Annotated in this window: 28 protein-coding genes, 1 tRNA gene and 1 riboswitch; of the genes, 5 read left to right on the plus strand and 24 right to left on the minus strand. The window is 72.5% G+C overall.

The genetic code is table 11. The features are described 5' to 3' along the window. Window positions 1-40 precede the first annotated feature (40 nt). The 15 genes from ispG to rpsB all read right to left on the minus strand — a co-directional run bounded on the left by ispG (window position 41) and on the right by rpsB (window position 15,053). A complete protein-coding gene (gene ispG, locus QYM41_RS08035; protein ID WP_368799216.1) occupies window positions 41-1,207 on the minus strand; it encodes a flavodoxin-dependent (E)-4-hydroxy-3-methylbut-2-enyl-diphosphate synthase in 1,167 nt (388 codons plus the stop codon). Window positions 1,208-1,341: 134 nt separating this feature from the next. Next, complete coding sequence (locus tag QYM41_RS08040) at window positions 1,342-2,676, minus strand: M50 family metallopeptidase (RefSeq protein ID WP_368799217.1); 1,335 nt, start codon at window positions 2,674-2,676, stop codon at window positions 1,342-1,344. 190 nt (window positions 2,677-2,866) lie between these two features. Further along, complete coding sequence (locus QYM41_RS08045; protein WP_438612567.1) at window positions 2,867-3,466, minus strand: methionine ABC transporter permease; 600 nt, start codon at window positions 3,464-3,466, stop codon at window positions 2,867-2,869. 56 nt (window positions 3,467-3,522) lie between these two features. Then, window positions 3,523-4,602: a methionine ABC transporter ATP-binding protein gene (locus QYM41_RS08050; protein WP_368799219.1), complete on the minus strand. Its 1,080-nt coding sequence runs from the start codon at window positions 4,600-4,602 to the stop codon at window positions 3,523-3,525. Further along, window positions 4,599-5,492: a MetQ/NlpA family ABC transporter substrate-binding protein gene (locus tag QYM41_RS08055; protein WP_368799220.1), complete on the minus strand. Its 894-nt coding sequence runs from the start codon at window positions 5,490-5,492 to the stop codon at window positions 4,599-4,601. Before QYM41_RS08055 ends, QYM41_RS08050 begins: the two co-directional genes overlap by 4 nt. A gap of 100 nt (window positions 5,493-5,592) precedes the next feature. Continuing rightward, a riboswitch (SAM riboswitch) is annotated at window positions 5,593-5,709 on the minus strand. Between the two features lie 92 nt (window positions 5,710-5,801). Beyond that, complete coding sequence (gene dxr / locus QYM41_RS08060) at window positions 5,802-7,076, minus strand: 1-deoxy-D-xylulose-5-phosphate reductoisomerase (protein WP_368799221.1); 1,275 nt, start codon at window positions 7,074-7,076, stop codon at window positions 5,802-5,804. Window positions 7,077-7,222: 146 nt separating this feature from the next. Beyond that, the gene (locus QYM41_RS08065; RefSeq protein ID WP_368799222.1) at window positions 7,223-7,495 is read right to left on the minus strand and encodes a GlsB/YeaQ/YmgE family stress response membrane protein; all 273 of its coding nucleotides are present in this window, start codon (window positions 7,493-7,495) and stop codon (window positions 7,223-7,225) included. Between the two features lie 222 nt (window positions 7,496-7,717). Further along, window positions 7,718-9,349 carry a monocarboxylic acid transporter gene (locus QYM41_RS08070; RefSeq protein WP_368799223.1) on the minus strand — a complete coding sequence of 544 codons (1,632 nt, stop codon included), beginning with the start codon at window positions 9,347-9,349 and terminating at the stop codon, window positions 7,718-7,720. A 3-nt stretch (window positions 9,350-9,352) separates the two neighbouring features. Next, a complete protein-coding gene (locus QYM41_RS08075; protein WP_368799224.1) occupies window positions 9,353-9,733 on the minus strand; it encodes a DUF485 domain-containing protein in 381 nt (126 codons plus the stop codon). 164 nt (window positions 9,734-9,897) lie between these two features. Beyond that, the gene (locus tag QYM41_RS08080) at window positions 9,898-10,497 is read right to left on the minus strand and encodes a DivIVA domain-containing protein (RefSeq protein ID WP_368799225.1); all 600 of its coding nucleotides are present in this window, start codon (window positions 10,495-10,497) and stop codon (window positions 9,898-9,900) included. A gap of 25 nt (window positions 10,498-10,522) precedes the next feature. Then, on the minus strand, window positions 10,523-11,302 hold the full coding sequence (locus QYM41_RS08085; protein WP_368799226.1) for a phosphatidate cytidylyltransferase: 780 nt from the start codon (window positions 11,300-11,302) through the stop codon (window positions 10,523-10,525). Between the two features lie 167 nt (window positions 11,303-11,469). Continuing rightward, window positions 11,470-12,027, minus strand: a complete 558-nt coding sequence (gene frr, locus QYM41_RS08090; RefSeq protein WP_368799227.1) for a ribosome recycling factor — start codon at window positions 12,025-12,027, stop codon at window positions 11,470-11,472. 117 nt (window positions 12,028-12,144) lie between these two features. Continuing rightward, window positions 12,145-12,918 (minus strand): UMP kinase, encoded by a 774-nt coding sequence (pyrH, locus tag QYM41_RS08095; RefSeq protein WP_368799228.1) that lies wholly within the window; start codon window positions 12,916-12,918, stop codon window positions 12,145-12,147. A gap of 303 nt (window positions 12,919-13,221) precedes the next feature. Beyond that, on the minus strand, window positions 13,222-14,052 hold the full coding sequence (gene tsf, locus QYM41_RS08100) for a translation elongation factor Ts (protein ID WP_368799229.1): 831 nt from the start codon (window positions 14,050-14,052) through the stop codon (window positions 13,222-13,224). A 110-nt stretch (window positions 14,053-14,162) separates the two neighbouring features. Beyond that, entirely contained in the window at window positions 14,163-15,053 is an 891-nt protein-coding gene (rpsB, locus tag QYM41_RS08105) for a 30S ribosomal protein S2 (RefSeq protein WP_368799230.1), read from the minus strand. A gap of 440 nt (window positions 15,054-15,493) precedes the next feature. Between rpsB and QYM41_RS08110 the strand changes: the two genes are divergently transcribed. Continuing rightward, window positions 15,494-16,069 (plus strand): murein hydrolase activator EnvC family protein, encoded by a 576-nt coding sequence (locus tag QYM41_RS08110; protein WP_368799231.1) that lies wholly within the window; start codon window positions 15,494-15,496, stop codon window positions 16,067-16,069. On the opposite strand, the gene QYM41_RS08115 is transcribed toward QYM41_RS08110, so the two are convergent. The 6 genes from QYM41_RS08115 to QYM41_RS08140 form a co-directional block, all read right to left on the minus strand. Beyond that, window positions 16,060-16,374, minus strand: a complete 315-nt coding sequence (locus QYM41_RS08115; protein WP_368799232.1) for a hypothetical protein — start codon at window positions 16,372-16,374, stop codon at window positions 16,060-16,062. The genes QYM41_RS08110 and QYM41_RS08115 overlap by 10 nt on opposite strands. Window positions 16,375-16,514: 140 nt before the next feature. Beyond that, window positions 16,515-16,588, minus strand: a tRNA-Ile gene (locus QYM41_RS08120). Between the two features lie 33 nt (window positions 16,589-16,621). Further along, window positions 16,622-17,875, minus strand: coding sequence for a glycosyltransferase (locus QYM41_RS08125; protein WP_368799233.1), 1,254 nt, complete (start codon window positions 17,873-17,875; stop codon window positions 16,622-16,624). Next, window positions 17,872-18,894, minus strand: a complete 1,023-nt coding sequence (locus tag QYM41_RS08130; protein ID WP_368799234.1) for a DMT family transporter — start codon at window positions 18,892-18,894, stop codon at window positions 17,872-17,874. The genes QYM41_RS08125 and QYM41_RS08130 overlap by 4 nt, the downstream gene beginning before the upstream one ends. 166 nt (window positions 18,895-19,060) lie before the next feature. Beyond that, window positions 19,061-19,903: a phage holin family protein gene (locus QYM41_RS08135; protein ID WP_368799235.1), complete on the minus strand. Its 843-nt coding sequence runs from the start codon at window positions 19,901-19,903 to the stop codon at window positions 19,061-19,063. Window positions 19,904-20,077: 174 nt separating this feature from the next. After that, window positions 20,078-20,368 carry a hypothetical protein gene (locus QYM41_RS08140; RefSeq protein WP_368799236.1) on the minus strand — a complete coding sequence of 97 codons (291 nt, stop codon included), beginning with the start codon at window positions 20,366-20,368 and terminating at the stop codon, window positions 20,078-20,080. Between the two features lie 427 nt (window positions 20,369-20,795). On the opposite strand from QYM41_RS08140, the gene QYM41_RS08145 reads away from it, so the two are divergent. Together QYM41_RS08145 and QYM41_RS08150 are read left to right on the plus strand one after the other, a co-directional pair. After that, window positions 20,796-21,059, plus strand: a complete 264-nt coding sequence (locus QYM41_RS08145; protein ID WP_368799237.1) for a hypothetical protein — start codon at window positions 20,796-20,798, stop codon at window positions 21,057-21,059. A 136-nt stretch (window positions 21,060-21,195) separates the two neighbouring features. Further along, window positions 21,196-21,588 (plus strand): hypothetical protein, encoded by a 393-nt coding sequence (locus tag QYM41_RS08150; RefSeq protein WP_368799238.1) that lies wholly within the window; start codon window positions 21,196-21,198, stop codon window positions 21,586-21,588. A 31-nt stretch (window positions 21,589-21,619) separates the two neighbouring features. On the opposite strand, the gene QYM41_RS08155 is transcribed toward QYM41_RS08150, so the two are convergent. Genes QYM41_RS08155 through QYM41_RS08165 form a run of 3 tightly spaced genes read right to left on the minus strand, consistent with a single transcriptional unit; the run spans window position 21,620 to window position 23,158 of the window. Then, window positions 21,620-21,754, minus strand: a complete 135-nt coding sequence (locus tag QYM41_RS08155; RefSeq protein WP_368799239.1) for a hypothetical protein — start codon at window positions 21,752-21,754, stop codon at window positions 21,620-21,622. Between the two features lie 33 nt (window positions 21,755-21,787). Next, complete coding sequence (locus QYM41_RS08160; RefSeq protein WP_368799240.1) at window positions 21,788-22,528, minus strand: hypothetical protein; 741 nt, start codon at window positions 22,526-22,528, stop codon at window positions 21,788-21,790. Window positions 22,529-22,573: 45 nt separating this feature from the next. Then, window positions 22,574-23,158 (minus strand): cupin domain-containing protein, encoded by a 585-nt coding sequence (locus QYM41_RS08165; RefSeq protein WP_368799241.1) that lies wholly within the window; start codon window positions 23,156-23,158, stop codon window positions 22,574-22,576. 330 nt (window positions 23,159-23,488) lie between these two features. Between QYM41_RS08165 and QYM41_RS08170 the strand changes: the two genes are divergently transcribed. Both QYM41_RS08170 and QYM41_RS08175 read left to right on the plus strand, forming a co-directional pair. Next, the gene (locus tag QYM41_RS08170) at window positions 23,489-24,226 is read left to right on the plus strand and encodes a hypothetical protein (protein ID WP_368799242.1); all 738 of its coding nucleotides are present in this window, start codon (window positions 23,489-23,491) and stop codon (window positions 24,224-24,226) included. Further along, a complete protein-coding gene (locus QYM41_RS08175; protein ID WP_368799243.1) occupies window positions 24,223-24,789 on the plus strand; it encodes a hypothetical protein in 567 nt (188 codons plus the stop codon). Before QYM41_RS08170 ends, QYM41_RS08175 begins: the two co-directional genes overlap by 4 nt. The last annotated feature ends 68 nt before the right edge of the window (window positions 24,790-24,857 follow it).

Genomic DNA, 24,857 nt, shown 5'->3' on the forward strand with positions numbered 1-24,857 from the left:
CCGTCCTCCGCTGCGTCCTCAACCGCCCGTCACCGGCCCGTCAGCTGACGCTCACGACGGGACTGCCCGCCGTGCTCTCCCCGTTCTCGTCCGTGTCCATCTCGGCGGCGATGCGGTTGGCCTCCTCGATCAGGGTCTCCACGATCCGGTCCTCGGGGACGGTCTTCACGACCTCGCCCTTGACGAAGATCTGGCCCTTGCCGTTGCCGGAGGCCACGCCGAGGTCGGCCTCGCGGGCCTCGCCCGGGCCGTTGACCACGCAGCCCATGACGGCCACCCGCAGCGGCACGGTGAGGCCCTCGAGGCCCGCCGTCACCTCGTCCGCGAGGCTGTAGACGTCCACCTGGGCGCGGCCGCACGAGGGGCAGGAGACGATCTCGAGCTTGCGCGGGCGCAGGCCCAGGGACTGCAGGATCTGGTTGCCGACCTTGACCTCCTCGACCGGCGGGGCCGAGAGCGAGACCCGGATGGTGTCCCCGATCCCCTGGGAGAGCAGGGCGCCGAAGGCGGTCGCCGACTTGATGGTGCCCTGGAAGGCGGGCCCGGCCTCGGTCACCCCGAGGTGCAGGGGCCAGTCCCCGCGCTCGGCGAGCATCTGGTAGGCCCGGACCATGGTGACCGGGTCGTTGTGCTTCACGGAGATCTTGAAGTCGTGGAAGTCGTGCTCCTCGAACAGGGACGCCTCCCACACCGCGGACTCCACGAGGGCCTCCGGGGTGGCCTTGCCGTACCGGTCCATGATCCGCTGGTCGAGCGAGCCCGCGTTCACGCCGATCCGGATGGACACCCCGGCGGCCTTGGCCTCCCGGGCGATCTGCCCCACCTGGTCGTCGAACTTGCGGATGTTGCCCGGGTTCACCCGCACGGCCGCGCAGCCGGCCTCGATGGCGGCGTAGACGTACTTCGGCTGGAAGTGGATGTCGGCGATCACCGGGATCGGGGACTTCATCGCGATGATCGGCAGGGCGTCGGCGTCGTCCTGGGACGGGCAGGCGACCCGGACGATGTCGCAGCCGGTCGCGTTGAGCTCGGCGATCTGCTGCAGGGTCGCGTTGATGTCCGTGGTGGGGGTGGTCGTCATGGACTGCACGCTCACCGGCGAGTCGGAGCCGACGCCCACGGAGCCCACCCGGATCTGCCGCGTCTTCCGGCGCGGGGAGAGGACGGGCTGGGGTGCGGCGGGCATGCCGAGGCTGACCGGGGTCAAGGAGTTCCTCCGAAGAATCGAGAACAAGAGTCGAGAACAGGGTTCGAGGTACAGGGCGCTGGAGCCGTGGCGGGCGGACCCGGTCCGCGGGCCCGTCGCCGGTTCCCATTGTGCCCCATGCTCCGGGGCGGGCGTCAGAACAGCTGGACGGGCTTGACGATGTCCGCGTACACCAGCAGGGCGGACATCCCGATCATGAGCACGGCCACCGCGTAGGTCACCGGCAGCAGCCGGGCGGGGTCGAAGGGACCGGGGTCGCGGTGGCCGAGCAGCCGCGCGCTCCCCCGCCGCAGCCCCTCCCACAGGGCGCCGGCGACGTGCCCGCCGTCGAGCGGCAGCAGCGGGAGGAGGTTGAACACGAACAGCGCCAGGTTCACGGAGCCGATCAGTCCCACGAGGGAGGCGGCCTTGTCCCGCAGCGCGATCTCCTCGTGCGCGGCGATCTCCCCGGAGATCCGCCCGACCCCCACCACGGAGATGGGTCCGTCCGGGTCCCGCGGGGCGTCGGAGAACGCGGCCTCGGCCACCTCGTAGACCCGCTGCGGCAGGTGCAGGACGACCCCGGCGATCTGCTGCAGGCCGTCGAGCACCGCCGGCGGCACCGCGGTCAGCGGCTGCCGGACCGGCTCGGTGGTGGGGCTGATCCCGATGAAACCGACCTCCTCGTAGCGGGGGGTCCCGTCCTCGCCGGTCACCGCGGCCCCGGTGTCGTCCAGCACGGGCCGCGAGGACAGGATCGGGGTCAGCTGGGTGGTCACGGTCCGCCCGTCCCGCTCGATCACCAGCGGGATCCGCTCCCCGGCCCGGTCCCGGATCCGGCCGGTGAGCTCGGTCCAGGAGGCGACCGGGGCGCCGTCGACGGCCGTGACGACGTCCCCGGGGCGCAGCCCGGCGGCGTTCGCGGGGGCCTGGGGGTCCTCCGGCCGGCACTCGGCCTGCCCCGCGCTGCTCCGCTCGGCGGCCACGACGCACTCGGAGACCCACGCCACCGTGGTGGTGGGCGTCGCCGTGCCGAAGCCGGAGAGCAGGACCGCGAGGCACAGCGCCCCGAGCAGCAGGTTCATGACCGGACCGCCGAGCATGATCACGATCCGCTTCCACACGGGCAGGCGGTAGAACGTGCGGTGCTCGTCGCCGGGGGCGAGCTGGTCCGCGGCGGCGCCGCGGGCCTCCGCGGCCAGCTGCTGGAACACCCCGGTGCTGGAGGCGCGGGCCGTGGTGCCCGCGCGCGCCGGCGGGTACATCCCCACCATGGAGATGTAGCCGCCCAGCGGGACGGCCTTGAGCCCGTACTCCGTCTCGCCCCGGCGGCGGGAGACGACCGTGCGCCCGAACCCGACCATGTACTGCGTGACGCGCACGCCGAAGAGCTTGGCCGGCACCAGGTGGCCGATCTCGTGGAGGGCGATGGAGACCGCGATGGCGACCGCGGCCAGCAGCACGCCCACGAGGAACAGCACGACGCCCATCCGTCGGACCTCCCGGGATCGTCGGCGGTCCCCGGCGGGCGCCGGGGACCGGGGGGACCGTGCGCTGCGCACGGCGAGGACCAGTGTGCACCACCATCCTGGACGGTGCCCGTCAGGCGCACCGGACGACGACGGCCGGTGCCCCTCCCGGAGGAGGCGCACCGGCCGTCGCGGGCGCGGGCGGAACCGCTCAGCGGCGCAGGATCCGGCGGGCCAGCCGGTTGCCCACCACCTGCACGAGCTGGACCAGGACCACGATCACGGCGACCGCGGCCCACGTGACCTCGTCGTTGAACCGCTGGTAGCCCAGCCGCAGGGCGAAGTCGCCCAGGCCGCCGGCGCCGATGGCCCCGGCCATCGCCGACATGTCGGTGATGCCGATGACGAGGAAGGTGTAGCCGAGCACCAGGGGTCCCAGCGCCTCGGGCAGGATCACCGTGGTGATGATCCGGCCGCGGGAGACCCCCATGGAGCGGGCCGCCTCCACGACGCCCGGGTCCACGCTCATGAGGTTCTGCTCGACGATCCGCGCCACGGCGAACATCGCCCCGATGGTCATCGCGAAGATCGCCGCGTTGGGGCCCAGGCGGGTGCCGACGACCTCCTGGGTCACCGGGCCGAGGGCGGCCAGCAGGATGATGAACGGGATCGGGCGGACGAAGTTCACCACGAGGTTCAGGCCCTCGTGGACCGCGCGGTTCTCCAGGATGTTGCCGCGGCGGGTGACGTAGAGCCCCACGCCCACGAGCAGTCCCAGCAGGCCGGCGAGCAGCAGCGTGACGGCCACCATGTAGAGGGTCTCCCCGAGCGCGGCCAGCAGCTCGGGTCCCAGGACGGACCAGTCGTTCACGCGGCCACCTCTCTCAGGGTCGTGATCCGGGACATCTCGTCGACCACGGCCTGCACGGCCGCGTCCTCGCCCGTGAGCTCGAAGGTCAGGGAACCGAACGACTGCTCCTGGAGCACGCTGATGCCCCCGTAGGCGATGGTGAAGCGGACCCCGCGGGCGGCGCCGTCCGAGAGCACCCCGCCGATGTCCACGCCGTCGCCGACGTCCACGATGACCAGGCGCCCCCGGTGGGTGCGGCGCAGCCGTGCCACGTCGCGGGCGTCGGGCTCCGAGTGCAGCACGGAGGAGACGAAGCGGTGGGCGGTCTCGGTGCGCGGCCGGGCGAAGATGTCCACGGTGGAGCCGTGCTCCACGACCTTCCCGTCCTGCATCACGGCCACCCGGTCCGCGATGGCCCGCACCACGTCCATCTCGTGGGTGATGATCACGATGGTGATCCCCAGCTCCCGGTTGACCCGCTGCAGCACCTGCAGCACCTCCTGCGTGGTCTCCGGGTCCAGGGCGCTCGTCGACTCGTCGGCCAGCAGCAGCTTCGGGCTGGTGGCCAGGGCGCGGGCGATGCCCACGCGCTGCTTCTGCCCGCCGGAGAGCTGCTCCGGGTAGTTCCCGGCGCGGGCGGCCAGGCCCACGAACTCGAGCAGCTCGGCCACCCGGGCACGGCGCTTCTCCTTCGGCCAGCCGGCCCGCTTGAGCGGGTACTCGACGTTGCCGGCCACGGTCCGGGAGGTGAAGAGGTTGAACTGCTGGAAGATCATGCCGATCTCCTGCCGCACGGGCGCCAGCTCCGTCTCGCGCCGGCCGGCCACCTCGAACCCCTCCACGGTCAGGGACCCGGAGGTCACCGGCTCGAGCCCGTTGATCAGGCGCACGAGGGTGGACTTGCCCGCCCCCGAGTAGCCGATCACGCCGAAGATCTCGCCGCGGCGGACCTCGAGGCTGACGTCGTCGACCGCCACCACCTCGCGGGCCGCCCGGCCCGTGCCGGTGCGGAAGGTCTTGGAGACGTTCTCGAAGCGGACGAGCACCTCCTCGGGGCGCCCGGACGGGGACGGCCCGGTGGGTCCCTCCGCGCTCACTGCTGCTGGTCCTTCAGCTCCTGCTGGTAGCGCTGGGTGAGGTCCTGCAGCTCCTCCGGCTCGAGCTGCAGCGGCACGGCGGTGCCCTTGGTCTCCTCCATCTCGGCGTCGATCACGGGCTGCTCGTGGTAGAGGGCCGCGACCTTCCGCAGGGTCTCGTCGTCGGCGAGCTCCTCCGTCGTGGTGAAGAGGTTGACGTAGGCCCGGGAGCCCTCGGCCTCGGGGTCGTCCTGGGCGAGCGCCGACTTCGGGTCGATGTCCGCCCGGGACAGGAAGTCGTTGTTGATGACCGAGCCGGCCACCGAGTCCAGGGACAGCACCGTCTGCTCCGCCGAGACGGGCGTGACCTTCACCGTGGAGGCCTCGGTGTCGACGTCGAGCTCGGTGGGGATGAGGGTGTCCGAGGTCAGCTCCACGAGGCCGGCGGACTCGAGCACGAGCAGCGCGCGGGAGAGGTTCACGGCGTCGTTGGGCACGGCGATCTCGTCGCCCTTCTGGAACTGCTCCACGGATTCGTACTGGTTGGAGTACAGCCCCAGCGGGTAGATCGAGGTCGAGCCGATCGGGGTGATGGAGCCCCCCGCGGAGTTGTTGTAGTCGGCGAGGAACGGGACGTGCTGGAACCAGGTCATCTCCACGTCGCCGGACTCGGTGGCGGGGTTCGGCTGGTTGTAGTCGGAGAAGTCGACGTACTCGACCGTGATGCCCTGCTCCTCGGCCAGCTTCTTCAGGGCGTCGTGGGTCGGGTCGGTGCCCACCACGCCGATGGTGACCTTGTCGTCGGCCAGGACACCCTCGCCGGAGGACTCCCCGGCGGAGCCGCCGCAGGCGGTGAGGGTGAGGCCGAGGGTCGTGGCCAGTGCGAGGAGGGGGAGGCGCTGCGATCGCATGTGGTGCCTTTCCGTGGGTCCGTTGGTGTCGGAGGTCTTCACCGGGGCCGGGGACCGGCGGCGACGGCCGATCGGCGCGCGGAAGGGCGCGGCAGGCGTCGAGCCGTACTTGCCGCCGGCCGTCCTCGGCCGTGGCCGGATGGTTCACCTGGGGCACCCCACTACGGGAGAGGGTTGCCGCCCAGCAAGCCAGGGCTCGGTGCTGGGACTCGTCATCCGGCCGACAGACTAGCACGGACGCGCCCGCTCGCGGCGCCGGGCCGGGAGCGCGGGAGGCGGGACCCGGGAGCGCCGGAGCCGGCGGCCGGGTCAGCCGGCCAGGACCTCCTGGGCGCGGCACCGTGCCCAGCGCTCGGCCTCGAGGACCGCCTCCAGGTCCGGCTCCCCGGACCCGTCGTGCTCCTCCAGCACCGCCTCGACCGTGTCCACGATGGCCGGGAAGCGGATCCGGCCGTCGTGGAAGGCGTGCACCGCCTCCTCGTTGGCGGCGTTGAACACCGCGGGGAAGGTCCCGCCCCGCTCCCCCGCGGCCTTGATCAGCTCCACGGCCGGGAACACCACCGGGTCGAGGGGTTCGAAGGTCCACTCGGTGGCGCGCGTCCAGTCGCACGGCAGCGCGGCCCCGGGCACCCGGTGCGGCCAGGCCAGGCCGAGGGCGATGGGCAGGCGCATGTCCGGGGGCGAGGCCTGGGCGAGGGTGGAGCCGTCCACGAACTGGACCATGGAGTGGACCACCGACTGCGGGTGGACGACCACGTCGATGCGCTCGAGGGGCACGTCGAAGAGCAGGTGCGCCTCGAGCACCTCGAGCGCCTTGTTCACCATGGTCGCCGAGTTGGTGGTCACCATCAGCCCCATGTCCCACGTGGGGTGCCGCAGGGCGTCCCGCGGGGTGACCGACTCCAGCTCCGCCCGGGACCGGCCGCGGAACGGCCCGCCGGAGGCCGTGAGGACGAGCCGGTCCACCTCCCCGGCCGTTCCGCCGCGCAGCGCCTGGGCCAGCGCGGAGTGCTCGGAGTCCACGGGGATCAGCGCGTCCGGGTCCCCGGTGGCCGCCGCGGCGGAGCGGACGAGGGCGCCGCCGGCGATCAGCGACTCCTTGTTCGCCAGGGCCAGCTTGTGCCCGGCCCCGAGCGCCGCCAGCGTGGGGGCGAGCCCGATGGACCCGGTGATCCCGTTGAGCACCAGGTCCGCGTCGGGATGGGCCGCGGCCGCCGACGCCGCACCGGGCCCGTGCTCGATGTGCGGGCGGTAGCCCCACGCCCCGGCGGCCCCGGCCCGCTCCGCGATCAGGCCGGCCAGTCGGGCGGCGTCCTGGCCGGTGCCGCTCGTGGCCACCAGGGAGGCCCGGGTCTCGACGGCCTGCTCGGCCAGCAGCTCGAGGTGGCCGCGCCCCGCGGCGAGGGCGGTCACGCGGAACGGCTCCGGCCCCTCGAGCCCGCGTGCGGCCCGGACGACGTCGAGGGCCTGGGTGCCGATCGAGCCCGTGGAGCCCAGGACGACGATCCTGCGGGGACCGGCGGCGGCCAGGGCCTGCAGCTCGGGCGTCGGGCGGGTGCGGGGCGAGGAGGCGGGGGACGTCATGGCCCCAGTATCCCCCGGCCCCGGCCCGCCCCGGGTCCCCGCCGGCACCGTGCGGGCCGCGGGGGCCCGGGGCGGGAGGCCCGGGTGCGACGAGGCCCCGTCCACCGGCAGCGGTGGACGGGGCCTCGGGGACCGGTGTGGTCGGGTCAGTGCGTCGTGCGGCCCTTGCGGCCGGTGACCGCACCCCAGATGAAGAGCACGATGAGCGCTCCCACGACGGCGGTGATGATGGTACCGATGTCGAAGACGGACTCCAGGTCGCCGATGCCGATCAGCGAGCCGAGGAAACCTCCGAGGAGGGCTCCGACGATGCCGAGGACCATGGTGACGAGAATTCCGCCGCCCTGGTTGCCCGGCATGATGAGCTTGGCGAGGGCGCCGGCGATGAGGCCGAGGACGATCCAGCTGATGATTCCCATGATGGCTCCTTATCCGTCCCGGGAGGGACTTTCAGTGTACGCAACCGGCGAGTATCCCTGGAATACCCTGGACCGGCTTCGGGGCCAACACTAACCGACGATCAGCCGCCTGTCTTTTCACGGAGGCGAATTCTCGGGGGCCGACGGGAAAACGGACCGGCCCGCCGGAAGCCGGGGCTTCGGGCGGGCCGGGGATCGTCCCAGGTGGGAGCGGAAGTGGCGTCAGTGGGCGACAGGCTTCTCCGCGCCGATGCCTGTGAGGGAGCGCACCTCCATCTCGGACTGCTTGACGGGGTCCTCGAGCCGGCGCTCCGTCATGGAACCGATGAAACCGAGGAGGAAGGAGGCCGGGATCGAGACCAGGCCCGGGTTCTGCAGCGGGAACCACGCGAAGTCCGCGGTCGGGATCATCGACGTCTCGGCTCCGGACATCACCGGGGAGAAGACGATCAGGCCCACGGAGATGAACAGGCCGCCGTACATGGACCAGACCGCGCCGCGGGTGGTGAAGCGACGCCAGTACAGGGAGTACAGGATGGTCGGCAGGTTCGCCGAGGCCGCGACCGCGAACGCCAGCGCCACGAGGAACGCGACGTTCTGGCCCTGGGCGCCGATGCCGCCCGCGATGGAGACCAGGCCGATGACCACCACGGTGGTCTTGGCGACCTTCAGCTCCTGGCGGGGGTCGGATTTCCCCTTCTTGATCACGCTGGTGTAGATGTCGTGGGCGAAGGACGCCGAGGCGGTGATGGCCAGGCCGGCGACGACCGCCAGGATGGTGGCGAAGGCCACCGCGGCGATGATGCCCATCAGCAGGGACCCGCCGAGCTCGAAGGCGAGCAGCGGGGCCGCGGAGTTCACGCCGCCGGGGGCGGCCTGGATCCGCTCGGAGCCGATGAGGGCCGCCGCGCCGAAGCCCAGGATGAGGGTGAAGAGGTAGAACAGGCCGATCAGGGAGATCGCCCAGACCACGGAGGTGCGGGCCTCCTTGGCGGTGGGGACCGTGTAGAAGCGCATCAGCACGTGGGGCAGGCCCGCGGCGCCGAAGACGAGGGCCAGGCCCAGGGAGATGAAGTCGAGCTTGCTGGTCTCGCTCACGCCGTACTTCAGGCCCGGCTCCAGAATGGCCGGGTTCCCGGAGACGGCGACCGCGTCACCGAGCAGCGAGGAGAAGTTGAAGCCGTACAGCGCCAGGATCCACACGGTCATGACCGCCACGCCCGAGACGAGCAGGACCGCCTTGATGATCTGCACGTAGGTGGTGCCCTTCATGCCGCCCACGAGCACGTAGACGATCATGAGCACGCCCACGATCACGATCACCAGCGACTGGCCGGCCTTGGAGCCGATCCCCAGCAGCAGCGACACCAGGGCTCCGGCGCCGGCCATCTGGGCGAGCAGGTAGAACGCGGACACGGCGAGGGTGGAGATGGAGGCGGCCACGCGCACGGGGCGCTGGCGCAGGCGGAAGGACAGCACGTCCGCCATGGTGAACTTGCCGGTGTTGCGCAGCAGCTCGGCGATGAGCAGCAGCGCCACCAGCCAGGCCACGAGGAAGCCGATCGAGTACAGGAACCCGTCGTAGCCCTGGAGCGCGATCGCCCCCACGATGCCCAGGAAGGACGCCGCCGAGAGGTAGTCGCCCGCGATGGCCAGCCCGTTCTGGGTGCCGCTGAAGCCGCGTCCGCCGGCGTAGTAGTCGGCCGCCGTGGACGTGGACTTCGAGGCCCGCAGGACGATGACCATCGTCACGACGACGAACGCGCCGAAGATGGAGATGTTGATCCAGGGCGTGCCCACCGTCTCCGTGGTGGCGGTCGTCATGGGCACGAGCGCGCTGTTGAGTGGGTTCATCGGTCAGTTCTCCTGTCCGTGGACGCCGCCGGCGGGACCGAGGCTGGGCTCGAGCCGCTCCCGGATGGCCGTGGCTTTCGGGTCCAGCTTGCGGTTGGCGAAGGACACGTAGGCGCCCGTGATCGCGAAGGTCGTGACGAACTGGAGCAGGCCCAGGACGACGCCCAGGTTGACGTTGCCGATCACCTGGATGGCGAACAGCTGCGGGACGTACATGGCGAGCACCACGTACAGCAGGTACCAGACCAGGAAGGCGACGGCGAGCGGGAAGACGAAGCCGCGGTGCGTCTTCCGCAGCTCCTGGAACTCGGGCGACCGCTGGGCCGCGGGGAAGTCGACGTCGGCGACGAGGTCGTCGGCGTCGATCGGTGGCTGGTGGGACATGGGCTACCTCCTCATGTGATGTGGCCCACACTAGGGCGTTGTATGCACAGAGGCAAGACGCACCGCCGAAAAGTTGCCCGATCGGGGTCATTCGCCACACATGATCGGAAATCTGGACGTTGCCTGGTCCAGCATGTATACACAGAGCGCTCCGGGCGCCCGGTTCAGCGCAGCGCCAGCAGCAGCTGCACGGCGCGGTCCAGGAAGGCGTCCACCTGGTGCTCCTCGTAGCCGCGCTCGCCGTGCGCGGGCGGGAACACGGCCCGGCGCACCTCGGCCGGCTCCAGGGGTCCCGTGCCGCCCAGCCGTGCCTCCAGGCGCTCGCACAGCACGTCCACGTGCGCCGCGGAGTAGCCCAGGGCACGGGCCCGGGAGGGGTGCCGGAAGCGCCGGGTGCGCGGGCGATCGAGGCGGTGGCGCAGCGACCGGGTCAGGGCGTCGAGGTGCTCCTGCCAGGCCCGGGGGCCCCGCTCGCGCAGGAACCGCGCGCGCTCGGCGGCGGCGAGGGCGTCCTCGGCCTCGTCGAGGAGCTCGTCGACGGCCGCGGGCCGGTAGCCGCCGCGGGTCCCGGCGAACACGGCCGCACGCACCTGCGTGCTCGTGAGGGTCCCGGGACGCACCGCGGCCTCGGGGCCGCACTCGAGGGCGGCGTGCACGGCGGCCAGGAACTCGTCCACCTGCGGAACGTCGTAGCCGAGCTCGGTCCGGGCGCACCGGGGGACGCGGGTGGCGGGCGGCAGGTCGTCCGGGCGGTCGGAGGGCATGGGCCGGCGGTCCTCGCGGTCCGGCTCAGGCGCCCGCGGCGAACAGCGCGAAGAGCAGGTAGCCGGCCGGGACGGCGAAGAGGATGGAGTCGATCCGGTCCATCACGCCCCCGTGACCGGGCAGCAGCGTGCCCATGTCCTTGATCCCGAGCTCGCGCTTGACCATGGACTCGGAGAAGTCCCCGAGCGTGGCGGCGAGCACGAGGGCGGCGGCCAGCAGGGCGCCCTGCCACCAGGCGTGGTCGAGCAGCAGGACGGCGCACAGCACGCCGATGACCACCGAACCGCCCAGGGAGCCGGCGAAGCCCTCCCAGGACTTCTTGGGGCTGATCCGCGGCGCCATGGGGTGGCGGCCCCAGATCACGCCCACGGCGTAGCCGCACGTGTCGGAGCCGACGGCCAGCAGGATCACGGTGAGCACTTTCAGGGGCCCGGCCTCGGTGTGGTAGAGCAGCAGCGCGATGCCGAGCATGAACCCCACCCACACCAGGGCGAAGACGGAGCCCATGATCGAGAGGATCATGCCGTCCCGGTGCCCCAGGGCCCGCCACACGATCACGAGGGTCAGCCCCACGATCACGGCCATCATGAGCGCCTCGCCGCCCCCGGCGAAGGCCGCCACGGGCATCAGCACGCCCGCGGCCACCGCCGGCACCCGCGGAATGGCGATCCCGCCGTAACGCAGCGAGCGTCCGACCTCCCAGACGCCGATCCCCGCGGCCGTCCCGGCGAGGAGCGCCAGCACGAGGGGCTGGACGAACAGGCCGACGAGCAGGGTCCCGATGAGCACCACGGCGACGCCCACGGCGGCGGGAAGGTTCCGCCCGGCGCGGGAGGGCGCGGTGTGCCGCCGTCCCGGGTCCGGCGACGCCCCGGCCGGAACCGGTGCGGGCCGGGCCCGTGGGGAGAAGACTCCCCCGGCGGCGCCGGGGGAGGTCCTCGTCTCCTGGTGCGGTCGTCGCTGGTCGGGCATCAGACCTGCAGCAGCTCCGCTTCCTTGTTCTTGAGCATCTCGTCGATCTGGTCGATGTGCTTCTTGGTCGTGGCGTCGAGGTCCTTCTCGGCGCGCTTGCCCTCGTCCTCGCCGATGTCGCCGTCCTTGACGGCCTTCTCGATCAGGTCCTTCGCGTGCCGGCGGATGTTGCGCACGGACACCCGCGCCTCCTCGGCCTTGTGCCCGACGATCTTGACGTACTCCTTGCGCCGCTCCTGCGTGAGCTCCGGCATGACCACGCGGATCACGTTGCCGTCGTTGGCGGGGTTGGCCCCGATGTCGGAGTTGCGCAGCGCCTTCTCGATGTCGTTGAGGGCGGAGCGGTCGTACGGCGTGATGAGCAGCGTGCGCGCCTCGGGGTTCTGGAAGGAGGCGAGCTGCTGCAGCGGGGTGGGGGTGCCGTAGTACTCGACCAGCAGGCCCGAGAACAGCGAGGGGTTGGCCCGCCCCGTGCGGATCGCGGCGAAGTCCTCCTTGGCGCCGTCCACGGCCTTGCCCATCTTGGTCCTCGCGTCGGACATGGTCTCTGAGATCATGTAGGGGCTCCTTCGTCGTGTCGCACGGAGTCCTCCGCGCGGAGTGGGTCCGGCCGGTCGCTGCGCGCGGCCCGGCCATGCTGGGCCCAGTCTAACCGTGGCCCGTCCCGCGCCGGCTCACGCGGTGACGAGGGTGCCGATCTGCTCGCCGAGGATGGCGCGGGTGACGTTGCCCTCCCCCTCCATGCCGAAGACGCGCATGGTCACGTCGTTGTCCCGGCACAGGCTGAAGGCCGTCTGGTCCATGACGCGGATGTCGCGGGCGAGGGCCTCGCCGTAGGTGAGGGTGGACAGCCGCTGGGCGTCCGGGGTGGTGCGGGGATCGGCCGTGTAGACGCCGTCCACGCCGTTCTTGGCCATGAGGACCTCGTCGGCGTGCACCTCGAGGGCGCGCTGGGCCGCCACGGTGTCGGTCGAGAAGTAGGGCAGCCCGGCGCCGGCGCCGAAGATCACGACGCGGTCCTTCTCCATGTGGCGGATGGCCCGGCGCGGGATGTACACCTCGGCGACCTGCTCCATCTTGATCGCGGACTGCACACGGGTGTCGACCCCGCACTGCTCGAGGAAGTCCTGCAGGGCGAGGCAGTTCATGACGGTGCCGAGCATCCCCATGTAGTCCGCCCGCGAGCGGTCCATGCCCGCCTGGGACAGCTCCGCGCCGCGGAAGAAGTTGCCGCCGCCCACCACGATGGCGGTCTCGACCTGGCCCACGGTGGCCGCGATCTGCTCGGCGATGTCCCGGACCACCCGGGTGTCCACCCCGATGGAGCCGCCGCCGAAGACCTCCCCGGAGAGCTTGAGCAGCACCCGGCGCCGGGTGGGGGCGACCCGCGGGTCCCTGCTCAGGCGCAGGGCCTCGTCCTGGATCTCGGAGGCAGAAGTGGTGGGCATGGTTCCTCCCGGCGACGACGGAGCATGGTGGACGGCCGGACCCCGCGCGGGTGCGGCTGGTGCGGGGGCGGCCTCCCTCAGCATACAGAACACCCCTGCCCGCCGAGGCCGGACGCCGGGGCCCCGACGGCGTCGCCGCAGGTCGGAGCGGGAAAGGTGCCGGCTCGAAAGGTGCCGGCCCGAAAGGTCGGGCTCGAAGGTTGGACGCGCACGAGGCGGGAGGAGAACGACAGAGGAGACGCCCCCGCGGTGCGGGGGCGTCTCCTCTCGTGCGGCGGGCGCGGGGCGCCCGGCGTGGACCGGTCAGGCGCCGACGCGGAAGCGGGCGAAGGCCGTGGCGGTGGCGCCGGCCTCCTCGAGCACCGTGCCGACGGTCTTCTTGGAGTCCTTCGCGAAGTCCTGCTCGAGCAGCACGACGTCCTTGTAGTAGCCCTTGAGCCGGCCGTTGATGATGTTCGGCAGGATCTTCTCCGGCTTGCCCTCGGCGCGGGCCGTCTCCTCGGCGACACGCTTCTCGGACTCGACGGTCTCGGCGGGCACGTCCTCCTGGGAGAGGAACGTCGGGGACATCGCGGCGATGTGCACGGCGACGTCGTGGGCGACCTGGCCCGCGTCGGCGCCGGCGACGGCCAGCAGCACGCCGACCTGGGCCGGGAGGTCCTTGGAGGTCTTGTGCAGGTAGACGGCCACGTTGTCGCCCTCGACGCGGGCGATGCGGCGCACGACGACCTTCTCGCCGAGCAGGGCACCGGTCTCGGTGACGAGCTCGGAGACGGCCTTGCCGTCGACCTGCGCGTCCATGAGGGCCTCGAGCGTGGTGGCATCGGCGGCCACGGCGGCGTCGAGCACCTTGTTGCCGAACTCGACGAACGGGGCGGACTTCGCCACGAAGTCGGTCTCGGAGTTGACCTCGACCATGTACCCGACGGTGCCCTCGACGCGCGCGGCGACGAGGCCCTCGGCCGTGGCCCGGCCCTCGCGCTTGGTCACGCCCTTGAGGCCCTTGACGCGGATGATCTCCTGCGCCTTCTGGAGGTCGCCGTCGGCCTCGTCGAGCGCCTTCTTGACGTCGAGCATGCCGGCGCCTGTGCGCTCGCGCAGGGCCTTGATCTCAGTGGCGGTGTAGTTCGCCATGGAAACTCCTCACGTAGTCGGTGGTGCCGGCCGGGGCGGGCACGGGCCCGCCCCGGCCGGCCCCGGGCTGGGACCGTGCCCGGCCCGGGGGAACGAACGGTGGACGGAGACTACTCGGCGGCGGTCTCGGTCTCGGCGGGGGCCTCGGTCGCGGCGGCGGTCTCGGCCGGAGCCTCGGCGGGGGCCTCGGCAGCGGTCTCGGCCGGGGTCTCCGCGGCGGCGGTCTGCTCGGCGGCGTGCTGCTCGAGCAGCTCGCGCTCCCACTCGGCCATCGGCTCGGCGGCCTGGTCGGCGCCGCCGGACTTCTTGTTGTGGCGCTCCATGAGGCCCTCGGCCACGGCGTCGGCGATCACGCGGGTCAGCAGGTTGACGGAGCGGATGGCGTCGTCGTTGCCCGGGATCGGGAAGGCGACCTCGTCGGGGTCGCAGTTGGTGTCGAGGATCGCGACGACGGGGATGCCCAGCTTCTGGGCCTCGTCCACCGCGAGGTGCTCCTTCTTGGTGTCCACGATCCAGATCAGGGACGGGGCCTTGGTCAGGTTGCGGATGCCGCCGAGGGTGCGCTCCAGCTTCTCCTTCTCGCGGCGCAGGAGCAGCAGCTCCTTCTTGGTGTACTGCGAGCCGGCGACGTCGTCGAAGTCGATCTCCTCGAGCTCCTTCATGCGCTCGATGCGCTTGGAGACCGTGGCGAAGTTGGTGAGCATGCCGCCGAGCCAGCGGTGGTTCACGTAGGGCATGCCCACGCGGGTGGCCTGCTCGGCGATGGCCTCCTGGGCCTGCTTCTTGGTGCCGACGAAGAGGATGGTGCCGCCGTGGGCCACGGTGGTCTTGACGGCCTCGTAGGCGCGGTCGATGAACGACAGCGACTGCTGGAGGTCGATGATGTAGATGCCGTTGCGCTCGGTGAAGATGAAGCGCTTCATCTTCGGGTTCCAGCGTCGGGTCTGGTGGCCGAAGTGCACGCCGCTGTCGAGGAGCTGGCGCATGGTAACGACAGACATGTCGTCTCCTTGTTCTCGTGCGGGAGGGCGTGCGAGGACGCCCGGCCCGCGGGTACGGTTATCGGCTGCGTCCGGCGGACGAGCCCCTGGCGCAGCGGTGGGCGGACCCTGGGGGCCCGTCACCCGGACGCCGTGCCGCACCCCGCCGGGACGGGGAACGCGGACCGGGGCGGCCGGGCCGGGAGCAGAACTCCCGGCGGCGCTGCGCGCGAAGTCAGCGGCTCGCCTCCGTGCCGTCGTGCCCGGCGTCGGGGCCGGGTCCGGGGTGGTCACGGGGGCACGCCACGATGGGCGCGGGAGAGCACACTGCGCCGCCCAGTGTACTACAGGGCCCGGTCCGCCCTGCACACGACCGGCACCCGCCGGGCGGGCTGCGGAGGCGTCCACAGCACGGTGCCGCACGGTCCCCGGGCGGCCGGACCGGGGGCGATGGTGGGGACATGTCCGTCCGCCCCGTTCCGTCCCCCCGTCCTCCCCGACCGCAGCGCCGGCGGGCGGGGCTCCCCCCGGCGAGCCGGGCGGCGCTGGTGCTCGCGCTCGTGCTCGTGCTCGGGTCCGCCCTCCCCTCCCCCGGCGCCGCGGCGCAGCGGTGGTCGTGGCCGCTGGCCCCGCGCCCGGCCGTGGTCGCCGAGTGGGTCGCACCCGCCCACCGGTGGGGACGCGGGCACCGCGGCGTGGACCTGGCGGCGGAGCCGGGCGCGGCGGTGCGCGCACCGGCACCGGGGACGGTGAGCTTCGTGGGGTTCGTGGTGGATCGCCCCGTGCTCACGATCGACCACGGCCGGGGGCTGCGCTCGAGCGTCGAGCCCGTCGAGTCGGACCTGGTCGCCGGTGACCGGGTCCGGCGCGGTCAGGTGGTCGGCGTGCTGCGGGGCGGCGGGCACTGCGCCCCGGGGTCCTGCCTGCACTGGGGCGTGCGCCGGGACGGCGCCTACGTCAATCCGCTCGGCTTCGTCGGCGCGCTCGGCCCGTCGGTGCTGCTGCCCGTGCCGGGCCGGGAGCGTGCTCAGCGCTGAGCGTCCTCGACGCCCTGCTCGACCTCCTGCTGGAGCTGCTCGGCACCCTCCTGCAGCTCCCCGGCGCCCTGCTCGACCTCCTGCTGGAGCTGCTCGGCACCCTCCTGCAGCTCCCCGGCGCCCTGCTCGACCTCCTGCTGGAGCTGCTCGGCACCCTCCTGCAGCTCCCCGGCGCCCTGCTCGACCTCCTGCTGGACCTGGTCGGCGCCCTCTTCGACCTCCTCCGCGGTGGTGTCGCAGCCGGTCAGCGCGGCGAGCGCCAGGAGGGCGACGGACAGGAGGCTCCACGGCGTGCGGCGGCTCATCTCGGGGTCCTTCGGTGTGGGTGGTGCGCGGCTGGGACCACCAGTGCACCACATCCGCGGCGGCCGCGCACCCGGTGGACGGACGGGGCCGGCAGGTGCACCCCTCCCCCGGGACGGGCACGGCGGGAGGGGTGCGGGAGTAGGGCCGGTGGGGCTTGAACCCACGACCGAAGGATTATGAGTCCTCTGCTCTGACCAGCTGAGCTACGGCCCCGCGCCGGGCCGGGCCCGGCGGCGCAGCACCACGTTACCGCACGAGCGCGGCCAGCCTGCTGCGCAGCCGCCCGGCGCCGGGGGTCCGGGGCCGGGCCGGCTCCGGGTACTCGCCGCGGTAGAGCCGCAGGAACGTCTCGAGGGTCCGCGGGAAGCTGTGCTGGGCGACCTTGCGGCGGCTCTCGCGGCCCATCCGCTCGCGCTCCTCCGCCGGGGCCTGCAGCACGAGGGCGAGCTTGCGGGCGAGGTCCTGGGCGTCGCCCGGGGTGAAGAGCCAGCCGTTGACCCCGTCCTCGGCCAGGTGCGGCAGGGCGCGGGCGTCGGCCAGGACCACGGGCCGTGACGCGGCCATCGCCTCGAGGGTCACCAGCGACTGCAGCTCCGCGGTGCCCGGCTGGCAGAACACGTCGGCCCGCAGGTAGGCCGCGCGCAGCTCCTCGTCCGGCACGTAGCCCCGGAAGCGGACCCGGTCGGCGACCCCGAGGCCCCGCGCGAGCTTCTCGAGCGCGGGGCGCTGCTCGCCGTCGCCCACCAGCTCGAGATGGGCGTCCAGCTCGGCGGGCAGCACGGAGAGGGCCTCGATGAGCACGTCGACGTTCTTCTCGACCGCCAGCCGGCCCGTGAACAGGATGGTCGGAGGTCCGGTCTGCTGCCGTTGCTCGCCCTCGTGGGCCTCGTAGTCGGTGATCCGGATGCCGTTGGACACGGCGAGCACGGAGTCGGGGAAGCCGTTGCGGCGCATCGTCTCGACGGCGAGCGGGGTGGGCGCGGTCACCACGTCGCATGCGCCGAACACCCGCACCATGTCCCGCCACGAGACCGCGCGGTAGCGCTCCAGCACCCACGCGGGGAACGGCAGGAACGGCTCCAGGTTCTCGGGGACGAAGTGGTTCGTGGCCACCGTGCGGATGCCCCGCCGGCGGGCTTCCCGCACCAGCATCCGGCCGAGGATGTAGTGGTTCTGGACGTGCACGACGTCGGGGCGGACGTCGTCGAGCACTCGGCGGATCTGCGCGGCGACCTGCCACGGGAAGCACAGCCGGAAGTACGGGTGCGTGAACGCCCGATGGGAGCGGAGGCGGTGCTCCACCACGCCGTCGTCCTCCTGCCGGCAGGACGGCCCCGGTCCGGGGCGGGCGCACAGCACGTGCACCCGGTGGCCCTGCTCGTGCAGTCCGCGGGCGAGCCGGTGCCCGAACTGGGCGGCCCCGTTCACGTCCGGCGGATAGGTCTCGGCGCCCAGGAGGACGGTCAGGGGGCGGTCTGAGGTCGTGGTGTCGGCGCTCAAGCGTGTCTTCCCGGTCGGTCGTGGGCTGGGCGGTCGTGGACGGGACGGTCGGGCACCGGTCGGCCGGGGGCCGCGGAGTGCCGCGCCGCCGGGTGCCGCGCCGGGGGTCCCGGCACGCGCCGCGCCCGGTGCTGCTGGGTGAGCCCGGCGCGGCGTTCCAGCACCTCCGGGTGGTGTTGGGAGAGCACGGCGACCCCGACTATAGCAATGCCGCCGGCCGCGGCCATGAGCACGCCGACCGGGACGGAGAAGCCTGGGGCGGCCTCGCCGAGGACCAGCATCCCCAGGAGCACGCCCACCATGGGGTCGATCACGGTGAGACCGGCGATCACGATGTCCGGGGGTCCGGCGGCGAAGGCGGTCTGCACGAACCACCCGCCGAGCACGGCCGCGACGGCCGCTGCGGAGACCGCCGCCCAGTTGACCTCGTCCAGGGGTGACCCGGCGCTGCCCTGGATCCGGATGAGCGTCAGGCGCACGAGCACCGCCACGAAGCCGTAGAGGATGCCGGCCCCCACCACGTAGAAGGTCCCGCCCAGGCTGCGCCCGAACATCGCCGCCGAGACCCCGAGGACGCAGGTCAGCACCACCAGCGTCACCACCACGGTCTGCTCGGCCCACTGCGAGATGCCCCGGGCCGGATCGGTGGCCGCCACGGCGCAGGTCACGAACACCGCGCCGCCCGCGGTGCACAGCCCGATCGCCGTCCAGGTGCGCCGGTTGATCCGCAGCCGGCGGTGCCGGGCGTGCAGGAGCGTGGTGATGACCAGGGCCACCACGCCGATCGGCTGGACGACCGTCACGGTGGCCAGCCCCAGGGCCGTGACGTTGAGCGCGGTGCCGGCGCCCAGCAGGCCGAGGCCGAGCAGCCAGCGGGGACGGCGCAGCAGGACGGCGATGCTGCGCAGACCCAGACGCCCGTGCGCCACGTCGGCCACGGCGCTGCCCTGCTGCTGCGTCCCCACGGCCAGGCACACCGCGGAGAGCAGCGCCAGGGCGACGGCCAGCCACTGGCTCACGGCGTCCTCCCTTCACTCGTCACGCCCGGGAGTCTATCGAGCCCGCGCGTCCCGCCGGCCCGGGATGCGTGGACGCCCGGTGAACGCACGGGGAAGGCCCGGAAGCCGGCGGCTTCCGGGCCTTCGCACGGTGCACTCGTCCACGGGCGGCCCGTGGACGGCGAGGTCACCGGAACAGCTTGCGCAGGAACACGACGAACGCGCTCCCCGCCACGGCCAGCACCGTGAGCGGCTGCCACCGCTCGCCGAGCCCGGACTGGCCGTTGCCCGTCTTGACCCCGCCCTGCGACAGCAGCCCCTTGACGTCCTTCGGGGTGGTCTTGACGGTGCGGCTGGTGCGGTCCACGAAGCCCTTGGTCGTGGCCTGGATGGTCTCCGCGCGGCCCTGGACGTCGTCGCGCAGCGTCTTGAGGTGCTCGCGGCGCAGCTTGAGCCGGTGACGCAGCTGCTCCTCGGTGGGCGCCGGGGGCTTCTGCCGGGCGGGGTCCTGGGCCGCCTCGCGCTTCTCCTGCTCCTTGCGCTCCCGGGCCAGCTGCTCCTCCCGCTGGACGCGTCCCTCGGTGTAGGCAGAGCCCTCCTTGACCACGCCGAGGTCGTACTTCGTCCCGAAGACCGCCTTGCGCGGCACGAGCGGCAGGGCCTTCTTGATGGTCGACACCCCGATGAGCGCGGCGACGGCGAGGACCACCAGGAACAGCACGGCGAGCAGCAGGGCGGCCAGCCAGGCCGGCATGACCTGCGCCAGCCCGGCGATCGCCGCGCCCACGAGGGCGATCGTGGCCAGCAGCAGGAAGACCAGGCCGACGACGACGAAGGCTGCGCCCTTGCCCAGCGTCTTCGCCTTCTCCGTCAGCTCGATCTTGGCGAGCTGCGCCTCGTCCTTGAGCTGCTTGGGCAGCAGCCGGGCGAAGACCTTGACGACGTCGAGGATCGAGGCCGATCCGGGGTCGGAGTGCTCCGACCGCGTTCCCGACGCCCCGCCCGTGCTGGGGCCTACCGAATGACTCATGCCCGCCTCCGTTGATGTGAAGAAAAGTACGTGGACTGAGGACCAAGCTACCACCGGGGACGCCGCGGGCGGACGAGCGCGCAGCCGTGACGCGGGCACGTCCGGACGTGCGGGAGGGCCCGTCCGGTGCTGCCGGACGGGCCCTCCCGTCAGTGGGTGGAACCGACCACGGAGTCAGTCCTTGTCGTCCTTGCCCTTGCCCTTGTCCTTGCCGTGGTCGTGATCGTGGTCGTGATCCCAGTCCTTGTCCTCGTCCTGCTCGAAGTAGACCTTCACGTAGCGCTTGTCGCAGACCTTGTCCGACTTGCCCGTGCGGTCCACCTTGCGGGCGTCCTTGTAGTAGCCCCACCAGTCGCCGCCGTGGCACTTCTCCTTGGCGATGGACGCGGCCTGCTTGAGGCTCTTGTCCTCGTAGGTCCTCGACTTCCAGTGGCCGTGGTGCCGGTACTTGACGACGACATCCACCTCGTCGTTCTTGCGCTCGTCCTTCTTGCCGTGCCCGTGTCCTTTGCCGTCGCGATGGTCATCGCCGGCAAAGGCCGGTGCCGCTGCGCCCCCGAACAGCAGACCCGCCACCGCGACGCTCGCTACCATCTTTTCCAGAGTTTTCACTGTGTTCCCCCTCGGTGAATATGGTGAGGTCAGCGTAATTCGCTTCTGACAAGGCGCTCAATAGCAAATGATGACGATCCGGACGCGGTCCGGTCACGCTTCGGAACTACCGCTGAGTGGACCCGCCGGTAGTGCTGAGGGTGCCCCCTGCGGCGTCGGCGCCGGCGCGAACTCCTCCGCCGCCGCGCTGTCGGGCAAAGAGTGGGCATTACTTCTGCGAGTGGATGCGACTCAATGGACGTGAGCTCCGATCCGAGCTCCCGCCGGAAGGACGACCACCATGACCACCATCCCCCACACCCACCCCTCCGAGGCCCTCGTCCGCAGCGGCGTCGTCGGAGCACTGGCCGCGCGGGGCGTCGTCGTCACGTCCGTGGAGGTGCTGTTCGACGGCCTGGAGTGGGCCGTGACCGTGTCCTCCTTCCCGCCGGGCCTGTCCGAGACCGACGTCCGTGTGGCGGTCTGGACCGCCGTCCTGAACTACACGGCCGTCTACGACGTGCCGGCGCCCCGGGACGGGGTCCGGATCTCGATCACCGGCTGAGACCTCCGCCCGGATCGCTCCGGGACGAGGGACCTGCCCGCGCGGTGCTCCCGTGGCCCTGCGCCTCCGTGAGGCCTACCATCGGTGCCACGGACGCCGTGCCCGGACGGCCACCGGAGCGAGAAGGAGCACCTCCATGCCCGACGACGCGCTGCTCGCCTTCCTGCGGGAGCACCTCGAACAGGAGTGCGGTGGCGACATCCACGTCCTGCGCAGCAGGGTCGCCCGCGCCGTCGAGGTGCTGGAGGAGGGCACCGACACGCTGTACGCCCTGGTGGTGGAGTGGGGCGCGGACGCCGGTCCCGGCTACGACGGACCCACCCGCTGGAAGGTCGTGGAGAGCGAGAGCGGAGCCGGCCCCGTCTTCGCCGCCGGCACCGTCACCGGCTACACGGGCGCCGACGAGGGCCAGGACCGGATCGCCCGGGCGGTCCGGGAGCACGGCTTCGAGCCGGTCGGGGCGTTCCTGTACGGCTTCGTAGCCGGCAGCAGCGTGGCCATGGTCCGCCGGCTCCCGCGCACCGGCTGAACCCCGCGAGCAACGACCGTCGGAGCCGGGGTCAGGCCGGGTCCCGGAACAGGAAGATGTCGGCCCACTCGGCAGGCCCGGGACGCAGGAGCACCGTGCCGCACACGACCTCCTCGCGCTGCCCTCCGCGGATGGGGTCGAAGACCGTCTTCCGGGCGTGGTACATGTTCGGGAATCCGCCCCCGACGTGATCCAGGCCCTAGCGGGCGTAGTGGAAGTTCGGGAAGCCGGTGGCGAAGCCCTTCGCGGCCACCTTCACCGCCCGTGTGCGGAAGGTCTCGATGACCTCGTCGTCGACCGAGGGGCCTGTGGTGGGAAAGACACCGAGGAACGGTGGGGACGGCGGAGGGGCGGCCGGCGCGGCGGGGCCCATGATCGCCTCCAGCTGCTCGCGCAGCGGTCGCAACGGGGCATCGGCGGCCTTGGGTGTGGCCGAGACCCAGGTCCACGGGGTGGGGGTGGCGTCCTTGCCGGGCGCGTACTCCACGGTGGCGAGGGCGTGGACGCCCACCAGCGCGTAGCCGGTGAAGGTCAAGGCGAACGACGGTCCGCCGCTGTCTCCTCCGGCGATGAATCCCCCGTCCTTGCTGGCGTACCAGTACAGGTCGGGGTCGGTGGCCTCGGTGACCCGCGCGTAGCCGACACGGTACTGCCCGTCGCTCTGGGAGGGGACCACGCCGTCCCCCGAGCCGGTGGCGAAGGCGAAGATGCCGCGCCCGAACACCGTCAGCGCCATGCCGCCCTCGGAGCCGAAGTACGGGAACTGCCCGTCGGCGTTGATCAGCCGGGTCCGGTCCGGAGCCAGGGTCCGTTGCACGAACGGGGAGGAGAGCTGGATCAGCGCCACGTCCGCGGGCCGGAACGTGTCGACGCGCACCACCGTGCGGGTCTGAGCGGTGCCGCTGCCGTCCCCGACGTCCCATGCAGCGGTGATCTTCACCTGCGATCGTCGCCCGCACCGTCGGTCCCCGCCCCGGGGGCCGGCTCAGGCCCGGCGGTAGTAGCGCTGCTCCAGCCGGCGGGCGACGCCCCGGCGCCGGGCCAGGGCCGCCAGCACCCGGAACGCCGGCATCAGGGCCCGGCCGGGGCCGGGGAGGTTGATGTCGGACTCCACGAGGATCAGCGCCGCGTGGGAGAGCTTCCGCGGTCGGCCGTCGGGGTGGGTCAGCCCGTCGTTGGCCATGTTCTGCAGGGTCACCAGCCACTTCTCGAATCCGGTGTGGGCGGGGCGGACCTCCAGCACGAAGCGCAGCCGCCGGTCGCCGGTGGAGCGCCAGCCGTGCACCGCGCGCGGGGGCACCACGGCCTCGTCACCGTCCTGCAACCGCACCGGGCGCCCGGCGATCCGGCCCTCGAGGGTGCCCTCGAACATTCTGAGGGTCTCGGTGTAGCGCGTGTGGTAGTGCGGGAACACGGTGATGCCCGGGTCGTACTCGGCGTACATGAGGCTGTACTCCCCGCCGGTCTCGTCCCCGGTGCGCACCCAGGTCAGGGCGGTCCCCTGCACCCGGTCCCGGTAGACCGCCCGGTCGGAGCGCATCTCGGTGACCTGTTCCTCGGTCCAGTCCATGACCGTCACCCCTGCCCCCCATTTTAGGACCGGTCGCTGCGAACGGCCACGGCGTGCAGCGCCGGGCACGCTGATCGGCCCGTTCCGCGACCGCCTGTTACGGTCTGAACCAGCAGACACCGGACGAGCACGACGGCCGCCGCCGATCCCATGAGGAGCACCCATGACCGCAGAGCACGTCCAGCACGTCCGGCGCACCGGACGCGGGCGGCCGGGCCGGGACCGGCACCCCGCAGGAGACCACGACGACCGGCGGCTCCGCCGCCGGTCCCGCTGAGCCGGGGACCGGGGAGGATGGACGAGCGGCGGAGACTCAACCAGGGAGGCGCCGTGTACGCCGGCGCCCGGGCCGTGGTCATCCCCGCCCGCACGGGCACCACCGGTGAGCCCACCACCCGCCGGGTGGTGGTCGCCGCGGACCGGAGGAGCTTCACCCTCGACGACGGCCAGGTCTACGACCGGCTCTCCGGAGCCCTGTGGTCCCAGCGCTACTCCGTGGACCTCGGCACGCTGCTGGTCCGCCAGGCCTACACCGAGGGGGCCGCCCTGTTCGAGGGCCTCTGGCGCTCCGCGGTCGACCCGGCACCCCGCACCGCCGCCGAGGTGGCCTCCGCCCAGGAACAGGTGGTCGTCGAGGAGCTGCGCGCCCACCACCGGATCCCGCCCTGGTCCAGGCCCGACTTCTACTACGACGTCGCGCGGGCCCGGGACGTCCTGGCGGGGCTGAGCACGGACGTCACCCGGATCCCCGACGAGAAGTTCTGGGCGGTGCTCGAGCACCACCGCCGCACCCCGGCCGAGATCGCCGGCCTCAACCAGCCGGTCGGGCCCGACTGCCTCACCGCCGAGCACGGCACCTGCCGGTTGTGCCGGCCCGTGCACGTGTGGGCCTGGGTCGCCGAGCGGCGCTGGAGCCACCACGGCGGGGACCCGTCGGTGTCCTACGACGTCGGGGCGATCCTCGCCCTCCTCGAACGCATCGACCCCGACTACCGGCACACCCCGGGGCGGGTCCTCACCCGCGTCCTCGACGAGCACCACCGCACCGATCCGGAGGTTCCACGATGAGCACCACCGAGCGCCGGCCGCCCGAGCTGCCGGATGCCGCCGGCCCCCAGCGCCGGCAGATGCAGGCCGTCCTCGAGAGGGCGGCCGGCATCGGCCTGGACGAGTCGCAGTCCCTGCGCAGGGCCTCCGAGCTGCACCGCAAGTTCGTGGCCGACCACTCCCCCGGTGCCGCGGACCACGACGCCCTCGCCCTCGCCGCCGTGGACCTCGCGATCACCGCGGTGGCGGCCGCCGGGCGCCAGGAGACCCTGGACCGGGCCCTCGGCTCCTGGCGGGACCTGTCCCGGGTGATCGCCACCGACCTGTTCCTGCAGCTGCACCGGCACTCCCGTCCGGGGTCCGCTCCCCCGTCCGGGGACGCCCTGGAGCGGGCGGCCGCGGCCACGGCCACCAGCTTCGAGATGCCGGTGGCCCACGCCCTGATCGGACTGGCCGCCCGGGACCTGATCGACGAGGACGGCTTCCCGCAGGCCGCCTACGACTTCCTGACCACCCCGTGGAGCTGGGCTCTCGGCGCCGCCCACCCGGACGACGACACCGGGCAGACGGTGGAAGCCCCCTGAGGCGGGCCAGGCGGTGAACCCGCGACCTCCCGGCAGGCGCCTCCCGCTCCGGTTCCCGTCACGCAGCA

The sequence above is a fragment of the Kocuria oxytropis genome, from assembly GCF_040981195.1.
Lineage (GTDB): Bacteria > Actinomycetota > Actinomycetes > Actinomycetales > Micrococcaceae > Kocuria > Kocuria oxytropis.

Excerpts from the sequence above, each read along its gene's own strand:
- QYM41_RS08165 (WP_368799241.1), bottom strand. The coding sequence starts at position 23,158 with ATGGACTGGACCGAGGAACAGGTCACCGAGATGCGCTCCGACCGGGCG.
- QYM41_RS08175 (WP_368799243.1), top strand. The coding sequence starts at position 24,223 with ATGAGCACCACCGAGCGCCGGCCGCCCGAGCTGCCGGATGCCGCCGGC.
- QYM41_RS08040 (WP_368799217.1), bottom strand. The coding sequence starts at position 2,676 with ATGGGCGTCGTGCTGTTCCTCGTGGGCGTGCTGCTGGCCGCGGTCGCC.
- QYM41_RS08070 (WP_368799223.1), bottom strand. The coding sequence starts at position 9,349 with ATGAACCCACTCAACAGCGCGCTCGTGCCCATGACGACCGCCACCACG.
- QYM41_RS08115 (WP_368799232.1), bottom strand. The coding sequence starts at position 16,374 with ATGAGCCGCCGCACGCCGTGGAGCCTCCTGTCCGTCGCCCTCCTGGCG.
- QYM41_RS08055 (WP_368799220.1), bottom strand. The coding sequence starts at position 5,492 with ATGCGATCGCAGCGCCTCCCCCTCCTCGCACTGGCCACGACCCTCGGC.
- QYM41_RS08065 (WP_368799222.1), bottom strand. The coding sequence starts at position 7,495 with ATGGGAATCATCAGCTGGATCGTCCTCGGCCTCATCGCCGGCGCCCTC.
- QYM41_RS08155 (WP_368799239.1), bottom strand. The coding sequence starts at position 21,754 with ATGTACCACGCCCGGAAGACGGTCTTCGACCCCATCCGCGGAGGGCAG.
- tsf (WP_368799229.1), bottom strand. The coding sequence starts at position 14,052 with ATGGCGAACTACACCGCCACTGAGATCAAGGCCCTGCGCGAGCGCACA.
- QYM41_RS08150 (WP_368799238.1), top strand. The coding sequence starts at position 21,196 with ATGCCCGACGACGCGCTGCTCGCCTTCCTGCGGGAGCACCTCGAACAG.
- rpsB (WP_368799230.1), bottom strand. The coding sequence starts at position 15,053 with ATGTCTGTCGTTACCATGCGCCAGCTCCTCGACAGCGGCGTGCACTTC.
- QYM41_RS08045 (WP_438612567.1), bottom strand. The coding sequence starts at position 3,466 with ATGGTGGCCGTCACGCTGCTGCTCGCCGGCCTGCTGGGACTGCTCGTG.
- pyrH (WP_368799228.1), bottom strand. The coding sequence starts at position 12,918 with ATGCCCACCACTTCTGCCTCCGAGATCCAGGACGAGGCCCTGCGCCTG.
- QYM41_RS08110 (WP_368799231.1), top strand. The coding sequence starts at position 15,494 with ATGTCCGTCCGCCCCGTTCCGTCCCCCCGTCCTCCCCGACCGCAGCGC.
- frr (WP_368799227.1), bottom strand. The coding sequence starts at position 12,027 with ATGATCTCAGAGACCATGTCCGACGCGAGGACCAAGATGGGCAAGGCC.
- QYM41_RS08145 (WP_368799237.1), top strand. The coding sequence starts at position 20,796 with ATGACCACCATCCCCCACACCCACCCCTCCGAGGCCCTCGTCCGCAGC.
- QYM41_RS08075 (WP_368799224.1), bottom strand. The coding sequence starts at position 9,733 with ATGTCCCACCAGCCACCGATCGACGCCGACGACCTCGTCGCCGACGTC.
- QYM41_RS08080 (WP_368799225.1), bottom strand. The coding sequence starts at position 10,497 with ATGCCCTCCGACCGCCCGGACGACCTGCCGCCCGCCACCCGCGTCCCC.
- dxr (WP_368799221.1), bottom strand. The coding sequence starts at position 7,076 with ATGACGTCCCCCGCCTCCTCGCCCCGCACCCGCCCGACGCCCGAGCTG.
- QYM41_RS08135 (WP_368799235.1), bottom strand. The coding sequence starts at position 19,903 with ATGAGTCATTCGGTAGGCCCCAGCACGGGCGGGGCGTCGGGAACGCGG.